17 protein-coding genes and 1 pseudogene are annotated in these 20290 nt (G+C 47.2%); 8 read left to right on the top strand and 10 right to left on the bottom strand.

Features of this window, described 5'->3' with window-relative positions:
- Nucleotides 1-69 precede the first annotated feature (69 nt).
- A pseudogene (locus NFR98_RS11220) lies at nucleotides 70-931 on the top strand (SDR family oxidoreductase); the annotation flags it as partial.
- Between the two features lie 273 nt (nucleotides 932-1204).
- Here NFR98_RS11220 and NFR98_RS11215 read toward each other — a convergent pair.
- On the bottom strand, nucleotides 1205-1765 hold the full coding sequence (locus tag NFR98_RS11215) for a maltose acetyltransferase domain-containing protein (RefSeq protein ID WP_013858384.1): 561 nt from the start codon (nucleotides 1763-1765) through the stop codon (nucleotides 1205-1207).
- Nucleotides 1766-1779: 14 nt separating this feature from the next.
- Nucleotides 1780-2325 (bottom strand): GbsR/MarR family transcriptional regulator, encoded by a 546-nt coding sequence (locus NFR98_RS11210; RefSeq protein WP_251460161.1) that lies wholly within the window; start codon nucleotides 2323-2325, stop codon nucleotides 1780-1782.
- 184 nt (nucleotides 2326-2509) lie between these two features.
- On the opposite strand from NFR98_RS11210, the gene NFR98_RS11205 reads away from it, so the two are divergent.
- From NFR98_RS11205 to NFR98_RS11190, 4 genes are read left to right on the top strand one after another with little or no spacing between them, the layout of a single operon-like run.
- Nucleotides 2510-3655 carry a betaine/proline/choline family ABC transporter ATP-binding protein gene (locus tag NFR98_RS11205; protein WP_014096130.1) on the top strand — a complete coding sequence of 382 codons (1146 nt, stop codon included), beginning with the start codon at nucleotides 2510-2512 and terminating at the stop codon, nucleotides 3653-3655.
- A gap of 11 nt (nucleotides 3656-3666) precedes the next feature.
- A complete protein-coding gene (locus NFR98_RS11200; protein WP_014096131.1) occupies nucleotides 3667-4320 on the top strand; it encodes an ABC transporter permease in 654 nt (217 codons plus the stop codon).
- Between the two features lie 15 nt (nucleotides 4321-4335).
- Nucleotides 4336-5244, top strand: coding sequence for an osmoprotectant ABC transporter substrate-binding protein (locus NFR98_RS11195; RefSeq protein WP_014096132.1), 909 nt, complete (start codon nucleotides 4336-4338; stop codon nucleotides 5242-5244).
- Between the two features lie 11 nt (nucleotides 5245-5255).
- Nucleotides 5256-5933, top strand: a complete 678-nt coding sequence (locus NFR98_RS11190) for an ABC transporter permease (RefSeq protein ID WP_035182477.1) — start codon at nucleotides 5256-5258, stop codon at nucleotides 5931-5933.
- Nucleotides 5934-6218: 285 nt separating this feature from the next.
- Here the strand turns inward: NFR98_RS11190 and NFR98_RS11185 are convergent, their stop codons facing one another.
- The 7 genes from NFR98_RS11185 to NFR98_RS11155 form a co-directional block, all read right to left on the bottom strand.
- Nucleotides 6219-8216, bottom strand: a complete 1998-nt coding sequence (locus NFR98_RS11185) for a beta-galactosidase (RefSeq protein WP_035182479.1) — start codon at nucleotides 8214-8216, stop codon at nucleotides 6219-6221.
- Between the two features lie 194 nt (nucleotides 8217-8410).
- Nucleotides 8411-9397, bottom strand: a complete 987-nt coding sequence (locus NFR98_RS11180; RefSeq protein ID WP_017551896.1) for a LacI family DNA-binding transcriptional regulator — start codon at nucleotides 9395-9397, stop codon at nucleotides 8411-8413.
- A 338-nt stretch (nucleotides 9398-9735) separates the two neighbouring features.
- Nucleotides 9736-10935 carry an MFS transporter gene (locus NFR98_RS11175; RefSeq protein ID WP_014096138.1) on the bottom strand — a complete coding sequence of 400 codons (1200 nt, stop codon included), beginning with the start codon at nucleotides 10933-10935 and terminating at the stop codon, nucleotides 9736-9738.
- Entirely contained in the window at nucleotides 10932-11360 is a 429-nt protein-coding gene (locus NFR98_RS11170; RefSeq protein ID WP_014096139.1) for a MarR family winged helix-turn-helix transcriptional regulator, read from the bottom strand. The genes NFR98_RS11175 and NFR98_RS11170 overlap by 4 nt, the downstream gene beginning before the upstream one ends.
- A 377-nt stretch (nucleotides 11361-11737) precedes the next feature.
- Entirely contained in the window at nucleotides 11738-12715 is a 978-nt protein-coding gene (locus tag NFR98_RS11165) for an L-threonine 3-dehydrogenase (RefSeq protein ID WP_429892978.1), read from the bottom strand.
- A gap of 69 nt (nucleotides 12716-12784) precedes the next feature.
- Nucleotides 12785-13975 carry a glycine C-acetyltransferase gene (locus NFR98_RS11160; protein ID WP_035189687.1) on the bottom strand — a complete coding sequence of 397 codons (1191 nt, stop codon included), beginning with the start codon at nucleotides 13973-13975 and terminating at the stop codon, nucleotides 12785-12787.
- 187 nt (nucleotides 13976-14162) lie between these two features.
- Nucleotides 14163-15266, bottom strand: a complete 1104-nt coding sequence (locus NFR98_RS11155; protein WP_251460159.1) for a hypothetical protein — start codon at nucleotides 15264-15266, stop codon at nucleotides 14163-14165.
- Nucleotides 15267-15645: 379 nt separating this feature from the next.
- Between NFR98_RS11155 and NFR98_RS11150 the strand changes: the two genes are divergently transcribed.
- The 3 genes from NFR98_RS11150 to NFR98_RS11140 all read left to right on the top strand — a co-directional run bounded on the left by NFR98_RS11150 (nucleotide 15646) and on the right by NFR98_RS11140 (nucleotide 18942).
- Nucleotides 15646-17064 carry an amino acid permease gene (locus NFR98_RS11150; protein ID WP_251460157.1) on the top strand — a complete coding sequence of 473 codons (1419 nt, stop codon included), beginning with the start codon at nucleotides 15646-15648 and terminating at the stop codon, nucleotides 17062-17064.
- 9 nt (nucleotides 17065-17073) lie between these two features.
- The gene (locus tag NFR98_RS11145; protein ID WP_014096144.1) at nucleotides 17074-17250 is read left to right on the top strand and encodes a hypothetical protein; all 177 of its coding nucleotides are present in this window, start codon (nucleotides 17074-17076) and stop codon (nucleotides 17248-17250) included.
- Between the two features lie 279 nt (nucleotides 17251-17529).
- Entirely contained in the window at nucleotides 17530-18942 is a 1413-nt protein-coding gene (locus NFR98_RS11140; RefSeq protein WP_251460155.1) for a glycoside-pentoside-hexuronide (GPH):cation symporter, read from the top strand.
- Between the two features lie 60 nt (nucleotides 18943-19002).
- On the opposite strand, the gene celB is transcribed toward NFR98_RS11140, so the two are convergent.
- Complete coding sequence (gene celB, locus NFR98_RS11135) at nucleotides 19003-20286, bottom strand: PTS cellobiose transporter subunit IIC (RefSeq protein ID WP_251460154.1); 1284 nt, start codon at nucleotides 20284-20286, stop codon at nucleotides 19003-19005.
- Between the last annotated feature and the right edge of the window lie 4 nt (nucleotides 20287-20290).

Raw genomic sequence — 20290 nt, 5'->3', positions numbered from 1 at the left:
CCACCTACTCATTGGTGCGATTCGCACCTTCACATTCCTTGAGGATGGGAGACTTCTTTCGGAAAGACGTTAAAAAATAATGGCAGTTCCGCCATCTGGGTGCGGGCGGATGTCGGCCGCGAAGAAGATGTGAAGCATATTGCGGCAACCGCCATTAAAACGTTCGGCGGCTTTGACACCTGGGTGAACAATGCCGGCGTTTTCGATTTTTGGCGAAGCGATGGACGTCAGCATTGAAGACATGAAACGCATGTATGACACGAATTTCTGGGGAGCCGTATACGGGACAAGGTTAGCCGTCCAGCATTACAAAAGCCGCGGCGTGCCCGGTGCTGTGATCAATATCGGCAGCCTGTTCGGCGACCGCGGAACCGTCATCCAGTCCACCTATGCTTCCTCTAAATTTGCGTTGCACGGTTTTACAGAAAGTATCCGGATGGAACTCGAAAAAGAGCATGCGCCCGTATCGATTACGCTCGTTCACCCCGGCCGGATCGATACGCCGTATAATGAGCATGCGCGCAGCTACCTTAAGAAACAACCGGCGCATTATATGTCCATGATTTACCCGCCTCAAGCCGTCGCGGAAGCCATCCTGTTTGCAGCCGAGCACCCGAAGCGGGATATGTATGTCGGATCGCAGGCAAAAATGGTCGCAGTCTTAGGCCGCTTCTTGCCACGGTTCATGGATAAATTAATGGAGCTGACCATGTACCGGACGCAGCACAGCGACCGGCCGTCAAAGTCGAAAGCGGACAGCGCCCTCTACCATCCGGGTTACGGCCTGCATGAACGGGGCACGAATAAAGGCTGGATGCGCAGAAACAGTTATTATGTCAAGATGAGCAAATATCCGCTTGCATCAGCCGCCATAGCTGCATTTGTCGGGGCAGCGCTCTGGGCTGCCGTTTCACCCAGGCAAAAAGATTAAGGGGCAAGCCACCTTGACCGCAGGGTGGCTTGTTATGGTTGGCGTTCCGCTGTTTTTTTACTGATGGCCGCCAGTTTTCACTGATTCTGGTCACTCGATAGGTTATGTTTACATAACCCCAATTTTGAGAGTGTTTTTTTCCACGTCCTCTCTTTTCCCTGGCTTTAACTGCTCTCCCGGTTTTTCCCAACTTCCCGGGTTTCCCATGGCGTTTCGTTGATACCAGGCTTGCATCCCTTCTTGCATTGACAAAAAAGGAAGGCGCCGCCTCCCTTATGATTCCGCCATCTTGATGATCCGCGCCGGGTTTCCGCCGACGACTGCATTGTCGGGCACATCTTTGACCACGACGGCTCCGGAAGCGATCACCGCGTTGTTGCCGATCGTAACGCCCGGGTTAATCACCGCGCGTCCGCCGATCCAGACGTTATCGCCAATTTTCACCGGTTTGGTCAACTCCAGGCCGGACACGCGCGTTTTTGCATCAAGCGGATGTGTTGCCGTATAAATATGGACACCCGGCGCCAGCATGCAGTTTTTCCCGATTTCAACCGGTCCCCCGTCGAGAATTACACAATCGAAATTCGCATAAAAATTCTCTCCGACATGAATGTTAAACCCGTAATCGCAGCGGAAATCAGATTCGATAAAGAGGCGTTCCCCCGTCGAACCGAATAATTTTTTCAACAATGCTGTCCGGGTTTCCAAATCGGTTTCGTCCGTTTCATTGAACGTACGGACGAGGCGTCTTGCATTAAGCCTCGCCTGCGCGAGTTCCGGGTCTCCCGCATTGTACAACTTCCCGGCAATCATTTTTTCTTTTTCTGTACTCATGGGCCAGCCTCCGTTTATCCCTGTTTTTTCTTCGGTACATATTCAAAAATTTTTCCGCTCTCAAAAAAATCGACAAGCCGCGAAAGCCAATCGTAATATTCTGCAAGATTGAAAAGCTCATTTAAAAAATGATTCAGCTGCTTCTCCATTTCCGGCGGCAGCTCTTCATTGTCCTTTAGTTCTGCCAACTCACGCGCAAATTTTTTTTCGAAGAATTTGTTGCGATGAATGATTTTCCGCAAATTGGACGTAAAAATGGCAACAAAAGTGTCGTAAAAATCGAGGCCGACATTGTAAAGATCTTTCCGGACCCCTTTTTCAAACACTTTTTCCGCGATATTCATATCGACCATTTCGCGGACTACCTGGCTCATCCTTGTCTTGCTCATGCCTGTTGCCTGGGACAATTCATCGAGCGTCATCGGCCTGTGGTTCATATAGATAATGCCGAGGACACGCCCGACGGTTGGCGGGATGCCGAAAGCACGAATATGGTCCGCAATTTTTTCAATATATTGTTCTTTCGCCCGGACAACTTTGTCCAACGTTTTTTCTTCCATTCCAGAAATGCTCCTTTTGGCCGCTTTGCCGAAGTACTGTAAAAAATGATGAACCAATTGCCTTCAATTACAATATATATCATCTATATAATAAGTACAATACGTAAACTTTTCATTTTACAAATTTTACGGTATACTTATATTGTAACCAATCTCTACCCAAAACAAACTGGAGGTGCGAAAATTGTTAAAGTTTGACCACGTCTCGAAAATTTATAAGGGCGGCAAACGCGCCGTGGACGATTTGAATCTCGAATTTGCGTCCGGCCGTTTTATCGTTTTTATCGGCCCGAGCGGCTGCGGTAAAACGACCACGATGAAAATGATCAACAGGCTGATTGAACCGACAGAAGGCACCATTTATATCAATGGCAAAAACATCAAAGATACGGACCCCGTTAAACTGAGAAGAGAAATCGGGTACGTGATTCAACAAATTGGTTTATTTCCCCATATGACAATCCAGCAAAACATCTCTCTTGTCCCGCGATTACTAAAATGGCCTGAAGAAAAACAACGGGAGCGGGCCAAAGAACTGCTCCAGCTCGTCGATATGCCAGAAGAATTTTTGGACCGTTACCCGCATGAACTGAGCGGCGGCCAGCAGCAGCGCATCGGCGTTTTGCGGGCACTGGCGGCAGACCAACCGCTCATTTTAATGGATGAACCGTTTGGCGCGCTTGACCCGATTACCCGCGACAGCCTGCAGGACGAATTGAAAAAGCTGCAAAAGGAACTTGGCAAAACCATCGTATTTGTTACCCACGACATGGATGAAGCGATTAAACTCGCCGACCAGATTGTCATCATGCGCGACGGCAAACTGGTCCAAACCGGCACGCCGGATGAAATTCTCCGCGAACCGGCCAACGAATTTGTGGAAACGTTTATCGGCAAAGAACGGCTGCTTCAGGCCCGGCCGAATATCCAGACCGTTGAACAAATCATGAGCCCGAAAGCCGTTACAGTCACAGTCGATAAAACATTAACAGAAGCCATCCAAATCATGAAAGAACAGCGGGTTGACTCCCTGCTTGTCGTAGACAGCCGGAAAGTGCTCCTCGGCTATATCGATGTCGAAATCATCGATCGAAACCGCAGGAAACCGGTTCTTGTCAAAGACGTGGTGGAAACGAATTTAATCGCAGTGGAAAAAGACACCCTCGTCCGCGATACAGTCCGGAAAATTTTAAAACGAGGCATTAAATACGTGCCTGTTGTCGACCATGAACACCGGCTTGTTGGCATTGTCACGAGAGCAAGCCTCGTCGATATCGTTTACGACTCCATCTGGGGCGAAGAGGAACCCGTATCTGAAATCATCAGTTAGGAGGAAAAATCATGGAAGCCTTCATGCAGTTTATGGAAGCCAATTGGAGCGAACTGTTGTTCAAAACATGGCAGCATTTCTATATCTCCATCACGGCTGTCATCTTAGGCATCGTTGTCGCTGTTCCGCTTGGCATCTGGTTGACAAAATACCGGCGGGCAGCAAATATTGTGATGGGCATTGCGGGCGTTATCCAAACTTTCCCAAGCCTTGCCATTTTAGCCTTCTTCATTCCGATTTTCGGTATTGGAAAGCTTCCCGCCATTGCGGCGTTGTTTTTCTATTCGGTCCTGCCTATCTTGCGGAACACGTACACCGGCGTAAAGGGGATCGACCCGAAACTGGTGGAAGCAGGGCGCGGGATGGGGATGACCGGATGGGAAAGAGTGATCCATTTGGAACTTCCCCTTGCCATCCCTGTGATCATGGCCGGTATCCGCCTTTCCACTGTTTATTTAATTGGCTGGGCAACCCTTGCCTCTTTTATCGGCGCAGGCGGCCTCGGAGACTATATTTTCAGCGGGCTTAATTTGTACCAGCCGGAAATGATCGCGGCCGGCGCAGTACCGGTAACCATTTTGGCGCTTATCGTGGACTACCTGTTTGGAAAGCTTGAAACGATTGCTACTCCAAAAGGCATCCGGAAACAAAAACAGGCCGCTTAGAAAGGATGACGGCACATGAAAAAATTAGCAGCCCTCTTGCTTGTTTTCTGCTTAAGCATCTTTGCGGGCGGCTGTACGCTGCCAGGCCTAAGTGCCGCAGACAGCCAGTCCGTAAAAATCGGCATGACCAACTCAACGGAAACACAAATTATCGGTTATATGGAAAAAGATATGATCGAACATTATACCAATATAAAAGTCGATATGGTCAACAATCTTGGTTCCTCGATTGTGCTCCATAAAGCGATGACAAGCGGGCAGATCAATATTTCCGCTGTCCGCTACACCGGGACGGATCTAGCAGGCGCACTCGGCATGGAACCGGTGACCGACCCGGAAAAAGCGTTAAAAATTGTCAAACAACAGTTTGAAAAACGGTTCCACCAAACATGGTTCGACTCTTTCGGATTTGCCAACACCTATGCCTTTACTGTTACCAAATCCTTAGCAGACAAAGACCACTTGACAAAAGTTTCCCAATTAAAACCAGTGGCAAAAGATTTGCGGCTTGGCGTGGATAACTCCTGGCTGAAACGGAAAGGCGACGGTTACGACGGTTTTGTGAAAACGTACGGATTTACATTTGGAAAAACGTACCCGATGGAACTCGGGCTTGTTTATAAAGCCGTCAAAAGCGGAAAGGCGGATGTTGTGCTTGCCTATTCAACCGACGGAAGAATCAATGCATACAACCTCGTTATGCTGAAAGACGACAAACACTTTTTCCCGCCGTATGACGCCTCCCCTGTCGTACGCGACGACACGTTAAAACAACATCCTGAACTCAGGAAAGTTTTACAAAAGCTTGTTGGAAAAATTGATACGAAAACAATGCAGCAGTTGAATTATGAAAGTGACGTCGAAATGAAAGAACCGTCGACGGTGGCAAAAGAATTTCTAGAAAAACATCATTACTTTGAATAGGAGGGGTGATCATGGAAACGATCAGGAGCGTACTTCATTATTACGGGGAAAACGGCAACTATGTATGGGTACAATTTTACCGCCATTTCCTGATGTCGGCATATGGTGTTCTGTTTGCAGCGGTCGTCGCGATTCCGCTCGGGATTTTCATGGCCCGCCGCCGCAAGCTAAGCGCCTGGATTCTCACACTTGCCAATATCATCCAAACGGTCCCGTCGTTGGCGATGCTGTCCATGTTGATGCTCGTTATGGGACTCGGCACCAATACGGTCGTGCTTGCCCTGTTTCTTTACTCGCTTTTGCCGGTTTTAAAAAATACGTATACCGGCATCCTCAGCGTCGATCAATTTTTGCTTGAGTCCGGCAAGGCAATGGGGATGACAAAGTTCCAGATCATGCGGATGGTGGAACTTCCACTTGCATTGTCTGTCATTATGGCCGGCCTCAGGACCGCACTCGTCGTTGCGATCGGAATTGCAGCCATGGGCACATTTGTCGGCGCAGGCGGACTCGGAGATATCATCGTCCGCGGAACCAGCGTCTCAAATGGCACATCGATTATTTTAGCCGGTGCCATTCCGACTGCCTTGATGGCTGTCGTTGCCGACTTTATCATGGGCTGGATTGAACGCCGCCTTTCCCCGGTAAAAAAGAAAACACGCAAACAGACTGTAGAACAGGCAGCATAAAAGGATACCCCGCGTGACGCGGGGTATCCTTTTTGATATGGTATCGCCGGGACGAATCAGTTCGCCTGAGATATCGGCGTTTCTGCCGGAAATCGCAAAATACGTCTCGAAAATGAGCGCCTTCTCCGGTGACTTTGCAGTTCGTCCACCTTAAAAGACCGGAGTGGTTTCCAAATACAGGCGGTTTCTGAAATACCGTTTTTTCAAGAAAGCAACCGAAAAATGAGCATTTTCCTGATCATCAGCAGGTAAGTACGAAAGACAGACTTTCCCCTTCGTGCTACCCTATTTTTCAACCACCTGCAAAATTTTTACGTCCCGGGGTGAGAGCCGGACCGTTTCTGATTCAGTATCCCCGTTAATCAGTTCCAGGTACGTGCCACCTGCATTCACAAACTGAACCTGATCTGTGTGGTTAAGCAGGAACAAGTATTTTTCATTTCCATTTTTGCGCACCACCACTTCCACGCCACGAGGAGCATCCAAAGCTGGTCGGACATCCGCTTCCTGTAAAATGTCTTTTAAAAGAGAAGACAAATATTGTTCATCCGGCTGTGTCCCAATATAATAAGCTTTTCCTTTTCCGCAATGATGCGCGGTGACAGCAGGCGACCCGGCCAAATAGCCGTCTTTGAACCAGGCCAAAGCTTCGGCACCTTTCAAGTGAATCTTTTCCTCCCACACGCGAATAGCCGCATCGCCATACCCGGTCCGGATTTGATGCACCGCCCCTTTTTTCATCGGCGCAAACTCTTCAACATAAATGCCAAGAATATCCCGGTACGCGCCCGGATAGCCGCCAAGATACACACGGTCGTTTTCATCCGCAATGCCGCTGAAGAAATTGCTGACAAAATAACCGCCTTTTTCGACATAGTCTTTTACTTTATCCGCAAATGCCTTTGTCACCCTGTAACTTGCCGGCGCAAAAACTACTTTATACCGGTCCATTGCCTCATCCGGGTGAATAAAATCGACACCGATGTTTCGGGTATGAAGCACCTTATAAAACGGCAGAAGCTGTTTAATATAGGTTACAAGCGAAGAAGGTTTTGAATCGAGCTCCAATGCCCACCAGTTTTTCCAGTCAAAAACAATCGCAACATCGGCTGCATATGCTGAACCCGTTACCTTTTCCAAATTTTTCAACTCATTACCGAGTTGCACCACTTCCCGGAAATTCCGGCTTTCTTCATCCCCGGAATGTGGCACCATCCCGCTATGGAATTTCTCCGCGCCGCCCTGGGATGCGCGCCATTGGAAAAACATGATGCCATCCGCTCCGTGCGCAGCCGCTTCATAACTCCAAAGCCGCATCACGCCCGGTGCTTTCACAGCGTTTTGCGCCCGCCAGTTCACCGCGCCGGCTGCCTGTTCCATTAGCAAAAACGGCTGTTTTTTCAAACTGCGCGTCAAATCATGGGCCATGAATTGCGCATACGGGATGTCCTCAAACGGATCCGGGTAGGCATCCCATGTCACAAGATCCATTTCTTTCGCCCAATGGAATCCGTCCACCGGTTTGTGCAGCCCCATTAAGTTTGTCATCACCGGCACATCCGGCGTATATGCTTTCAGGATATCGCGTTCCATTTTATAAAGCGCAAGCAGCGAATCATCCATAAAGGCTTTGTAATCGAGCTGTTGCATCGGATTGGCAAAAGTCGGCGTTTTCCCCGGTAGACAGATTTCTTCCCATTCATAATAACGCTGGCTCCAGAAGTCCGTTGACCAGCTTTTATTCAAGTTCTCGATCGTGCTGTATTTTTCTTTGAGCCATGTTTGAAAAGCCTTTTTGCAGTTGTCGCAGTAGCATTCGGCAATGTGGCAGCCATACTCATTGTTCACATGCCACATGACAAGCGCGGGATGGTTTTTGTACCGTTCCGCAATTTTGCGCACCAGTTTCGCCGCAAGCCGCGCGTAGTCTTTGCTGTTCGGGCAATAATGCTGGCGCGACCCCGGCAGAAAGCGCGCCCCGTCCTTGTCAACCGGAAGCGAATCGGGATATTTCCGCGACAGCCATGCCGGCGGGGCCGCAGTGGCAGTGGCCAGGTCCGCCCCGATGCCGTTTTCCGCAAGCATATCCATGATTTTATCGAGCGTTGAAAAATCATATGTTTCTTCATCCGGCTGCAGCCTTGCCCAGCTGAAAATGTTGATGCTTACATAATTGGCGCCGGCTTTTTTCATCAGCCGCATGTCTTCTTTCCACACAGATTCATCCCATTGTTCAGGGTTATAATCCCCGCCGTAATAAAATTTTTCTTGTTTTTTTAACATCACGCATTCCTCCAAGTTGTCCGTTATTTAAGTGCACTGCCACCCAATGCTTCCATCCTTCTTCCACTTTTGTGAAAACGGTATCATTCATAACCCCATCCTAGCACCGTTTTACGCAAAAATCAATAAAAATTTAAACATTTCAGCTGATTTTTTACATAATTTTTACGTAAATATTTTGCGAGGGAAGCGTTTCATTTGCTGCTTTCTCTTATAACAAGTTTTGTCCCCAGTCTGACTTTTTTAGGGATTTCCCGACTGTTTATACGTTCTAGCAACAGTGTCACCCCTTCTTCGCCCAAAACTTCGGTATACACTTTTACGGTGCTCAAGGCGGGGACCGTATATTGGGACACACTTACGTCATTAAAGCCGATCAGACTCACTTGTTCCGGAACCCGGATGTTATTTTCATGAAGGGCCTTTAAACTGCCGATCGCCATCGGATCATTTGCAATAAAAAAAGCTGTCGGCAAATGATCCCCCAAGTTCCGAATGGCAGAAATCATTTGCTGGTAGCCGGCACGAACATCATATTTCCCTTTAAAATCGAAAACATCTTCTTTACGATAGAGCCCTAACTTTTGCATATATTTGGTATATTCAAGACTGCGCGGATCAATTCCGGAATTCGTTTCATCCTCAGCAAGCGACCCGATATATCCAATCCGCTGATGTCCCTGTTGAACGAAGTAATCAATGACATCTTTAACTGCCTGTTCAAAATCTATCATGACCTGATCAGCACTTCCCACCTCATAATAAGTATCCACAAAGCAAATCGGTTTATGAAAAGATTGAAGAACTTGAATCTGCTGTTCTGAGAATTTCCCAATGGCTAAAATTCCTTCCACATCACCCGGGATCTTTTCGTACTCGGCATAAATCCGAGAGATGATCAGGCCATGTTCCTGTGCGCATTTTTCGGCTCCTAAGCGAATGGACATATAGTAAATATCATTCAGTTCTTCTTCCTGCGAGCTCCATTGTACAATTGCTATTTTTTCCTTTCTCGCAGTTTTTTTGTTCATATGTTTTGTATAGTTCAGACTTTCGGCTGCTTCAAATATTTTTCGCTTTGTTTCATCAGATGCAACGACCTTATCGTCATAATTCAGGACTCTGGACACGGTTGCAATGGATACCCCCGCCATTTTAGCAATATCAGCCATTGTCGCCATAATAACCACCTTTTCCTTTACGAAAACTCTATGTAAATTTTTATTTATTTTTACGTAAAAATATTCCGCTTACGTTTATTGTAAACGGAACAATTAGTTATAATCAAATTTTTTATAAAATATTTTTAAACTTATCTTATGAAAAAACAGGAACCTTCCGCTGCGCAATCAAAAGAGCCTGCCCCTTGCTTCTTTTTTGATTTCCCAAGTCTTTGCCGGCCGATCCTGCACTGGCTTTCCACCGGACTATCCCGCTCTCGTTCACTTCGCTTTTGACCCAGGCAAGTCACTAAAAAACACAAACCCGGGGGCAATCCCCGGGTTTGTGTTTAGACAAATTATTCTGCTTCTTCCACCACGCCTTGCAGAGATGCTGCTTTTTTGCCGTGGACAAAATAATAAAGAAATACGCAAAAGACAAGGACAACAGCCATGATGGCGTACAAGCCGTGATAACCAGCGAACGGAACCAAAAGCCCGAGCAAAAACGGACCGACCCCGACACCGGCATCAAGAAAAATAAAGAATGTTGAAGTCGCAAGCCCAATCCGGTTTTTCGGCGATACTTTGACTGCAATCGCCTGCCCGCTTGCCGAGAAAGTGCCGTACCCAAGCCCGACGAAAATCCCGGCCAATAAAATTAATAGTCCGCTGTCAGCCTGGTTCAGCAGCACGAGCCCTGCCGCAAACAAAAGAAACGAAGGATACATGACAAAGTTCTCGCCTTTTGTATCAAACCATCTTCCCGTAAACGGCCTGGACACCAGCACCGTCACGGCATAAACAATAAAGAAAAAGCTTGAAATATCTACAAGGTTCATTTCTTTCGCATACGAAGTCAAAAAAGACAGGATGCTTGAGTAGCCGAGCCCGACAAATGCGCTGATGATGGCAATCGGGAACACTTTCGACTCAAAGAAATTGCTGATTTTGAGCCCTTTCATCTTTTCCAGATCCGCTTTTGAGAGTTCCACTTTCGGCACCTTTAAAAAGAGCGCGGAGATAAAGCTCAAAGCCAATAGCACAAGACATAAGGCAAATACCATATTAAAACTTGCGTGCTGAATGAGGAACATGCCGACGAAAGGCCCGACAGCCGCGGCAAGTGTTACACTCAATGCATAATAACCCGTGCCTTCCCCGCGGCGTTCATTGGGTATGATCCCGGCAACAATGGTTCCTGTTGCAGTTGAAGCTATTCCAAGTGCTGCACCGTTTAAAAAGCGGACAGCCAGTAAAACACCCAGTTGATTCGTCACAAAATAAAATAATGAAATGATGAGAATCGCAATAAAACCGGCATAAAGCATCTTTTTCCTGCCGATGCGGTCAATCGATTTGCCGGCAAAGAGCCGCGCAACCAGGACCCCGACGACGAAAATCCCTGATGCCAGGCCGGCCACGCTTGGCGATGCATGAAATCGGTCAGTCGCAAAAAGCGTAACGGTCGCCATCAATAAGTAAAATGTAAAATACAGAAAAAAGTTCGCGGTCGAAACGATTATAAAATCCTTTGTCCATAACTTCGGCCTGCTCAATTTGTTTCCTCCCCTTTGTAATCTAAATTGTCTCTGATTTGCGGAAGCAGTTCGAATATGATCTTTTGCTCCGCTTCCGGAATCCCCTTCATTGCCTGCTGTTCCAATCCGGTAATTTCCGCGCGGCACTGCCGGTAAATGTTTTCGCCTTTATCCGTCACCCGGATCACTTTTTCTCGGCGGTCTTTTCCCGGGATCTGTTCCACGCTTCCCTGTTCTTCCAGCTTTTGGACAATCCTTGTCACGTTCGGTTTTTCAATTTGATAATACTTGCAGATTTCCACAAGCGTGCACGGGCCGAAATTCCGCACATAAAACATCACCTGCCAGAGCGAATAGGACAACCCGAACTGTGCCAATAAGCCGTTCAATTTCTTGATCAGCACACGGTATAAGCGTATATAGCGGTAAAACAGCCCTTGCATCCAAAACCTCCTTCAATTTCTTGAACATCCGCCCTGACCCTTATTAGAAAGCACTGGCCACAGCGAGATCATTTTCGTAATCAACACGCCTTCACCATCCACCCGCGCCCACATCAGAAGCGCAGGCATCATACAAACAGTTTCGTTACCCTAAGCAACATTTCGCAAGACTAAATATAAAGGTTAATTCAATCGTTGTCAATGGGCGGTTGTACCCTACGGTTCAGTTCCTGAAAAAATCCTCCGAGCCACTGATGGTGTCGAAGCAACAAAATAACTTGCCATATCATGCGGCGGTTACAAAAAGAGGATAGATAGAGCATTGATGCTGCTCATCTATCCTCTTTGTGATTTTCATCATGTAACCAGGCAAAAACTCAAACCGACTCCATCAACCTGCACTCGACCCCCAGTTTGTTCGCTAAGTTTTCCAGCATCGATTTTGTCATGCGGTCTAAATCGTATTGGGGGTTGAAATCCCATTCTTCTTTGGCCGCTGTGGCGTCAATGCTGTTTGGCCAGGAATCGGCAATTTGCTGTCTGGCAGGGTCAACCTTGTAATCCATCGTAAACGCCGGTATATATTTCCGGATTGAAGCGGCAATTTCTTCAGGGTCAAAGCTCATGGCCGTTATATTAAAGGCATTTCGGTGTTTTAATCCAGACGGGTCCGCTTCCATTAATTTGATAATCGCATCAATCGCATCCGGCATATACATCATATCCATATACGTGCCCTTCGCAATATAAGATGTATACTTTTGGTGCTTTAACGCTTCATAATAGATATCCACCGCATAGTCTGTCGTCCCGCCGCCCGGAAGCGCTTTGTGGGAAATCAGGCCGGGAAAGCGGAGGCCGCGGGTATCCACGCCGAATTTTGTAAAATAATAATCACAGAGCAATTCCGCACTTACTTTCGTAACACCGTACATCGTATTTGGCCGCTGAATGGTGTCCTGGGGGGTATGGTCTTTCGGCGTTGACGGGCCAAAAGCGCCGATCGAGCTTGGCGTGAACAACTGGCAGTTGGAATGCCGCGCCACCTCTAGCGCATTCAATAGACCGCCCATATTCAAATTCCAGGCGAAAAGCGGGTTTTCCTCAGCTGTTGCGGACAAGAGCGCCGCCAAATGGATGATCGTATCAATCTGATAGTCATTGACCAGTTTTTGCATCCGCTCGCCGTCCATGACATCCAGTGTCGCAAACAGGCCATCGGTTACAACCGGGCTGTCATCCACATGGCGGATATCCGTGGCGAGGACATTTTCTGCTCCGTAAAGTTCCCGGATCCTGATCGTTAATTCTGTACCGATTTGCCCCAGGCTGCCGGTTAGAAGTATTTTTTTCATCGCAAACAACCTCCCGTTAAAAATGAAAATGGGTCCAGCCCCTGTTGGAAAGGGCGCCACACAGCCGTTTCAGATAACGCTCAGCGCTTCGCCGACTTTTTGATATACAGCAAGCACTTGGTCGAGCATTTCTTTCGTATGGCCGGCAGTAGGCATATTGCGCACTCTGCCGGTTCCCTTTGGCACGGTCGGATAAGTGATGGCTTTGGCGTAAACCCCTTCCTCAATAAGACGGCGCGAAAATTCCTGCGTGACCGTTTCTTCGCCGATGATACAAGGCGTAATCGGGGTTTCCGATTGCCCGGTATTAAACCCGATTTTTTTCAAGCCTTCTTTTAAATACCGCGCGTTTTCCCACAGCCGGTCGACTCTCTCTGTTGAATCCATTAAGATGTCGATCGCCTTTATGCAGGCTGCGGCAGATCCCGGCGTCATGGCTGTCGAAAACAAAAACGAGCGGGCGCGCACTTTCAGCCAGTCAATCAGTTGCCGGGTGCCGGCCACATAGCCGCCTACAACACCAATCGCCTTTGAAAGGGTGCCAATTTGGAAATCAATTTTATCGGAAAGGCCAAAATGCTTTACCGTTCCTGCGCCGTTTCCCATTACGCCTGAGCCATGAGCATCATCGACATACGTCAATAAACCGAACGTCTCGGCAATTTCCACGATCTCCGGAAGCTTCGCAACATCCCCGTCCATGGAAAAAACGCCATCGGTAATATACATGATTTTTTCGTAGGCGCCGCTTTCAACCGCTTCTTTTGCAGCCCGCCACAAGTCATCCATGTCCTGGTGTTTCACCCGGATGATTTTTGCCCCGGACAAACGGCAACCGTCAATAATGGACGCATGGTTCAATTCATCAGAAAGAATGGCGTCCTTTTTTGTCATGACCGCTGAAATTGCACCCATATTGCAGTTAAATCCGGATTGAAAGGCAATCGCCGCTTCCGTATGCTTAAATTCGGCAATCTTTTTTTCCAGCTCTTCATGTATTGTCATCGTTCCGTTAATGGTCCGGACAGCGCCGGCCCCGACACCGTACTGCTTTGTCGCATCAATCGCTGCCTGGACCAGCCTTTCATCGTTTGCTAACCCGAGATAATTGTTTGAAGACATGTTGATGACTTCTTTGCCGCCAATTTTAACAACCGGTCCGTTGGGGCCTTCCAGTGTATCAATGATGTTGTACAGCCCCTTTTCACGCAGTTCCTCCAGTTGCGGGGTTAATATGTTCTCTAACACTTTTCCGGACATGACAAAAAACCTCCGTTCATGCATTTTTCAATCTATCTTCCGCAATCCGCGAATGAAAGCGCTTTTATTTTATCATTTTAAATGACTTTTCCTTCACTTGCATTTCCATTTTTGCTGTGTGTATCCTCCATATTTGCCTTTCCTTTCTGTTATTGCCGGATAAATTGCAAAAAAAGGCCGTTAAGTTTTAACCTAATGGCCTGATTTCGAAAAGATGAAATGCATTAAAGGTCAGAGTGGATTGCAAATACAGCGCCGAGTCCACTGTCTTCTCATAAATTTGCAGGTCAGGGTGGGTTCCCTGCTTGATAAACGTGATGATTTCTGGATCGTAAATATCCTGATGCTGCAAATTGATCGAACTCGTATAAAATTCCCCATGATGTTGATCCAGAATATGCTTCCGGATTTGGTAACGCCCGGGCGGCAGCCCTGAAATCACCATTTTCTTTTCCTTTGTGACAGAATGGAGAAAGTAGCTTTCGACAGAATAAGAAGGATTGATATAAGAAGGGTTGTACACGGCCAATTGGTAACCGTTTTCCCCTTTTGCCATGACAAAATCCTCCCCTTCAGCTAAAATCTGCAGCGCCATTTTTTCCATCAGCTGCAAGTTAAAATAAGCAGGGCGTTTGATTTGGTAATAATACAAAAGGGCAATGCCGTTCATCGCAATATGGCCCCGGCCTGTATTGTTTTTTTCCAAGGAATGGGTATCAATCCAGAATCCTAAGCCGTCTATTTCTTTCATGGCATCGAGCATTTCTTTAAAAATAAGGGCCGAGCGAAAAAAAGTACCGCTTAAATCCATCGTATTTCCGTAAAGTGTATTCCAGTCCGTAAGAAAAATTGGCACCTTGGCCAAACCGGCAGACGATAAACGATCCTTTAATTGCTTACACGTTTTCTTTACGAAGTTTTTTACACCTTCAAAAGTGCGGTTATTCATATCGGTAAAATCCACTTTTTCATTTGGGTTGCAGGTAAAACAAACGAACTCACACTCGCCGGAAATTTGCTTTAAAAAGGCATCTTTAGAGGCTTCCAGAGAAACCGGCACATGCAGGCCCACTTTCACAGCAGAAGCCCGCTTCTTCACTGTTTGATAAAAGGCGTGGTAAAAGTTTTTTTGTGTGCCGCCCCACTCCCGGAAAACCAATTCAAACCGCCATTTTCCGAGAAAAGCACTGCCAAAGTATTGAAGGCTGTGCTGTAAAAAGGCATCCAGCTTCTTCAAATATCCGGCGCTGTCTGCTGCTTCTTTTTCTACCTCCACGCGAATGAAAGGCACAAGCCCAAGCCGTTGGAAGCTGTTCAACGCGGTTTGCAGGACGCGATCTAAAAAATCAAACAGTATTTGGTTTCACCCGCAAAGTAAGGGTGCAAAACCAAACCGACCTCTTTGCCCTTATTATACTCGATTTTTCATTAAATAGGGAAAACGCATACAACGCTGGAAAATCCCGCACCGGATGAAAAAAAGCCTATGCCGCGAAAAAGCGCCGGCAACTGGGCATAAAAGGCCAGCAAATGAACGAAGGTTTGCCGGCAAACAGCATGGTTATTCTTTACTCCCCCGTTTAGAAGCCGGGCAAAACCCAAAGCGACACGATTTTTCGTATGGATCCCCCCGTGGCGGCGCATGATAACGGAAAAGGCAGATAAAGAGGGTGTGCAAAATTCAAAAAACGATCAATGTCGGAACGGTGTCCAAGCACCAGCGGAAAGCGGCGAGAAAAAAAGGCGGCAAATTAAATGAGTACAGTTTGGCCGGGCTTGGGATCGGTGGAGTGATCGGGGCCGGGTACTTTTTAGGTTCGGGGCTTGCTGTCAGGGAAGCGGGGCCGTCCGTTTCGCTTGCTTTTTTGATCGGCAGCCTTCTCATGATGCAGGTGCTCGGGGCAATGACGAGCATCAATGTAAACCGCCTGCAGCAAGGGTCTTTCCGGGTCTATATTGAACATTTTCTGGGGCAGTATGCCGGCTTTTTAATTGGCTGGGCGCTATTTGTTTCAAGTATTTTGGCGATCGGGTCGGAAGCAATCGCGATGGGCGTTTTTGCGCACTACTGGCTGCCGAAAGTGCCGCTTCCCGTGCTCGCAATCGTTTTTATGGCCGTGATTATTGTGCTGAATGCCATGAATATTGAGATTTTCGGGCCGATTAAATCGGGAATGGCAGTTGTTAAAGTGGCAGCACTCATTGCTTTTATTGCCGTGGGGGCCTGGGTGCTATTCACGCAGAACGGGATGGCGGCCCGCAACCCTTTTTCAAGCCCACATGCCTTTTTCCCGAAAGGCATTTCCGGGCTGCTTCAATCCATGCTGGTTGTCATCTTTTCTTTTTCCGGGATCAGCGCGGTCGCAATGGCATCCACGGAGGTGGCAAAGCCGCGCATCCAGATTCCGCGGGCAGCCGGGTTCATGGTTTTCGGTTCGGCCGGCCTGTATGTGTTGTCGATGCTCGTGCTTGTCATGCTGACTGCATGGAATACCGTCTCCGTCCATAAATCACCTTTTGTTCATGCATTGGATGTGATCGGCATGAGTGGTGCGGCTTCCTTTTTCAATATTGTAATCCTGCTTGCAGCTTTTTCCGTCATGGCGGCCAGTTATTATACATCTGTCCAGTTAATCGTTTCGCTTTCAGAGGCAAAAAAGGGGCCGCACCTGTTTTTAAGACATGCTAAAAACGGCTTGTACCGGTACGCATGGCTGACAGCCGGGGCGGGCTGCCTGCTCGTTGTCGGACTGTCCTTTCTCCTACCTGCTGCTTTATATAACTATTTGGTTTCGGCATCGTCCTATATCACCTTTTTGAACTGGGCGTTGAATTTAATTACATTTCTTGTTTGGCGAAAAAAACGGAGTGAACACGAAACGTATCAATCAAAACTGATCTGGGGCGTTCCGGGCGCTTATGCCTCGCTTTTTGCCATAATGGTACTGTTTGTGATGAGCCTACGCGTGGCCGATTTCCGGATGGGATTTTATGCCGCTTTATGTTTCTTTTTGCTCATTACAGCTGCTTATGCCGTATGGAAAAAAGCGGGGAGACGTACAGAACAGAAAACCCCGGAATCCACTTAGGGAGGATTTATGGAAACCAATCAATTTGACCCAAACTTGAACCCGCCGTCGAAAAAGAATCAGCGGGAAACACTTGAAATCAGCCCGACCGGCTACGGACTTGCATTTGTCCGGGAAGACGCCGGGGAAACGCACGATCATAAGAAAAGAGACAGACGTTTTACAGGGGAACCTAAAAGGGAATAGATGACTGGAAAAAGGGGAGCCTCTTTTGGATGGAGGCTTTCTCTTTTTGAAACAGGTTCGGAGAGAAAATTATGCCACATATTTTAGTAAAACTTTACTAAAAATCACTTGACATCGCCGTGGGATTGGCATATCCTTTACCTTGTAAGCGGTTTATGTTAGCGTTTTTATAGATTTCTTCTATTATTCTCGTTTTAAACTTCATAACTTTTTAGTAAAAATTTTAAAGTTTTGTTCAGGCGGTGTGATGTACTTTAAACCAGGTAGGAGGCGTTAAGAATGAAACAGTTGAAACAGTATTTGTCATATGCATTCGGGGCTTTTGGCCATGATGCTTTTTACAGCGCTTTAAGCACCTATTTTATGATCTTTGTCACCAGCCAGCTTTTCGACAGCACCCATTCGGGGTTGGGGGCGAAAATGATCGGGATTGTAACAACCATGATTGTCGTCATCCGTATCGCCGAAATCACGTTAGATCCGTTTATTGGCGGCGTCATCGACAATACGGAAACGCGTTACGGAAAATTTAAGCCATGGCTGTTTGTCGGGGCGGCTGTAAGCTCTATCGCGTTGATTCTTATTTTTACCAATTTAGGCGGTTTAACAACAAAAAGCCCGTATCTTTATTTGATTCTGTTTGGCATTATTTTTGTGATTCTTGATGTATTTTATTCTATTAAAGATATTTCTTTCTGGTCGATGCTGCCGGCTATAACGATTGACTCGGATAAAAGGGCCAAATTCGGCACAATTTCCCGTTTTGGCTCTACTTTAGGAGCCCAGGGCGTTGTCATCGCGGTTGTACCGCTCGTTACTTTTTTCTCCCATATTTTTTCCGGTACCTCAGGTGAGACGGAAACACGCGCCGGGTGGCTCGGTTTTGCAATTGTCATTGCACTTGTCTCCTTTTTAGGGGCAATGGCCACCATTTGGGGAACGAAAGAAACAAAGAACTTGATCCGGGAAAACACTGAAAAGATTCGCCTTCGCGATGTTTTTAAAGTGCTCGGCAAAAATGACCAGTTAATGTGGCTCGCACTCTCTTATTTTCTTTTTGCTTTCGGGTATACGATTACAAACTCGCTTTTAATTTACTATTTTAGATATGTGTTAGGAAGACAGAGTGATTACTATTTAGTCGGTGTGATTACGGCCATCTTAGGCATGATTTCTGTCGCCCTGTTCCCGGTAATGGTGAAATGGGTGAAACGCAAAACCATTTACACCGGCGGCATTATATTCATGTTTTGTGGTTATGTGCTGTTCTTATTGGCCGGGCATCATTTAATCCCTGTTTTGGTTGCGGTTTCGCTGTACTTTTTCCCTTATCCGATGATTTTCCTGGCGGCGCTGATGACGATTACCGACAGTGTAGAATACGGGCAATTAAAAAATGGGAACCGGAATGAGTCTGTCACGTTAGCCGTACGCCCTTTGCTTGATAAACTCGCCGGCGCCTTTTCCAACGGGATTGTTGGGATAGCAGCCGTACTTGCCGGTATGACAGGGAATGCCCTCCCAAGTGATATCTCAAGCCATGGGTTATTCACCTTTAAACTTTTCATTTTCTTCGGCCCGATGATTTTAATTGCCATTGCGGCATTGCTCTACTTTTTCAAAATCAGGCTGACAGAAGAAAAACACGCGCAAATTGTACAACAGCTTGAGCATAAATTAAGTGCAAAATAATACTGCTCCTTTATTTCCATTAAAAGGCGCTTGCCCGTTAAGACAAGCGCCTTTTATGGATTAAGCAATGCTATCCTTCGTCGTTGGTTCCTGTTGTTCGTCCGTTTCATTTCTCAGCTCAGCCTTATCCATGCTACGAACGAATGGGTAATAAATGCCGACAGATAAAGCCAGGGTAATGAGCTGGATGACTGCCCCGCTGATTTTCCCTCCGGTTGCGAGGTAGCCGCTGATCACAGGCGGCATTGTCCACGGAACGACGATGCCTGCAGGTTTTGCCACCAGGCCGGTTGCCATTGAAAAATAAGTGATGACAGCAGTAATCATAGGCGTTAGCACAAAAGGAATGAGCAGTTTAAAGTTGAGTACGACCGGGAGCCCAAACAGTACCGGCTCATTGATGTTAAAAACACCCGGCGCGACAGAAAGCGAGCCCATCGCTTTGTTGTTTTTGCTTCTCGCAAACAGCCACAGGCAAATGACAAGGCCGATCGTGGTGCCGCCGCCGCCCATCCAGACAAAATTCATCATAAACTCATTCGTTACAATATGCGGCAGCGCATGCCCCGCCTGAAATGCAATCCGGTTGGCATCCGTGTTCTGCAGCCAAATCGGCTGAATGACCGGATTGATCGTATTCGCCCCATGGATGCCGACAAACCAGAACAGGGAGTTTAAGGCAATGATGATTAACGTTCCCCATAAACTGCTACCCAACGCACCAAGCGGCTTTCCTAAAATACCGGTTAATAAAGTATGAATATTGTCCACACCGGCTAAACCAAGCAGCAAGTAGACCAAGCTCCAAACGAGAATGACCATGAACCCAGGAATTAAGGCCGCAAATGATTTTTCAACCGCTACCGGTACCCCTTCAGGCATTTTAATGGTAAAATTCTTTTGGACAAAAAACCTGAATACTTCAGCCGAAATCAGTCCGATTAAAATGGCAACAAACAACCCGCCGCTGCCTACAAAAGCATATGGAATGCCCGAACCGGTTTTTGCCACCACATCTGGCGTTACAATGACAAAACTGGCTAAGGCCACAACCCCTGCGCTTACTCCGTCGACTTCATAATGGTCGGCAAGGCTCCTGGCAATGCCGAACACGGCGATAATCGCCATCAGGCCGAAAGAACCGTTTACAATTTTATTAAAGACAGGTGCTAGCTCAATCTTTGCTAACCAATCGGTATAGCCGTTTATCGGCAGATTGCCCAATATGAGAAAAAAAGAACCGATAATAATCAGTGGCATGCTGAGCAAAATCCCGTCTCTCAACGCCCGTAAATGTCTCTGGCTTCCAATCGCGCCGGCAATGGCTTCAATTTTCTCAAGCATCTCT

The sequence above is a fragment of the Weizmannia agrestimuris genome, from assembly GCF_943193165.1.
In the GTDB taxonomy this organism is placed as follows: domain Bacteria; phylum Bacillota; class Bacilli; order Bacillales; family Bacillaceae_C; genus Weizmannia; species Weizmannia faecalis.
The sequence above is the reverse complement of the archived record's forward strand: the minus strand, read 5'-3'. Positions and strand labels throughout refer to the sequence as shown.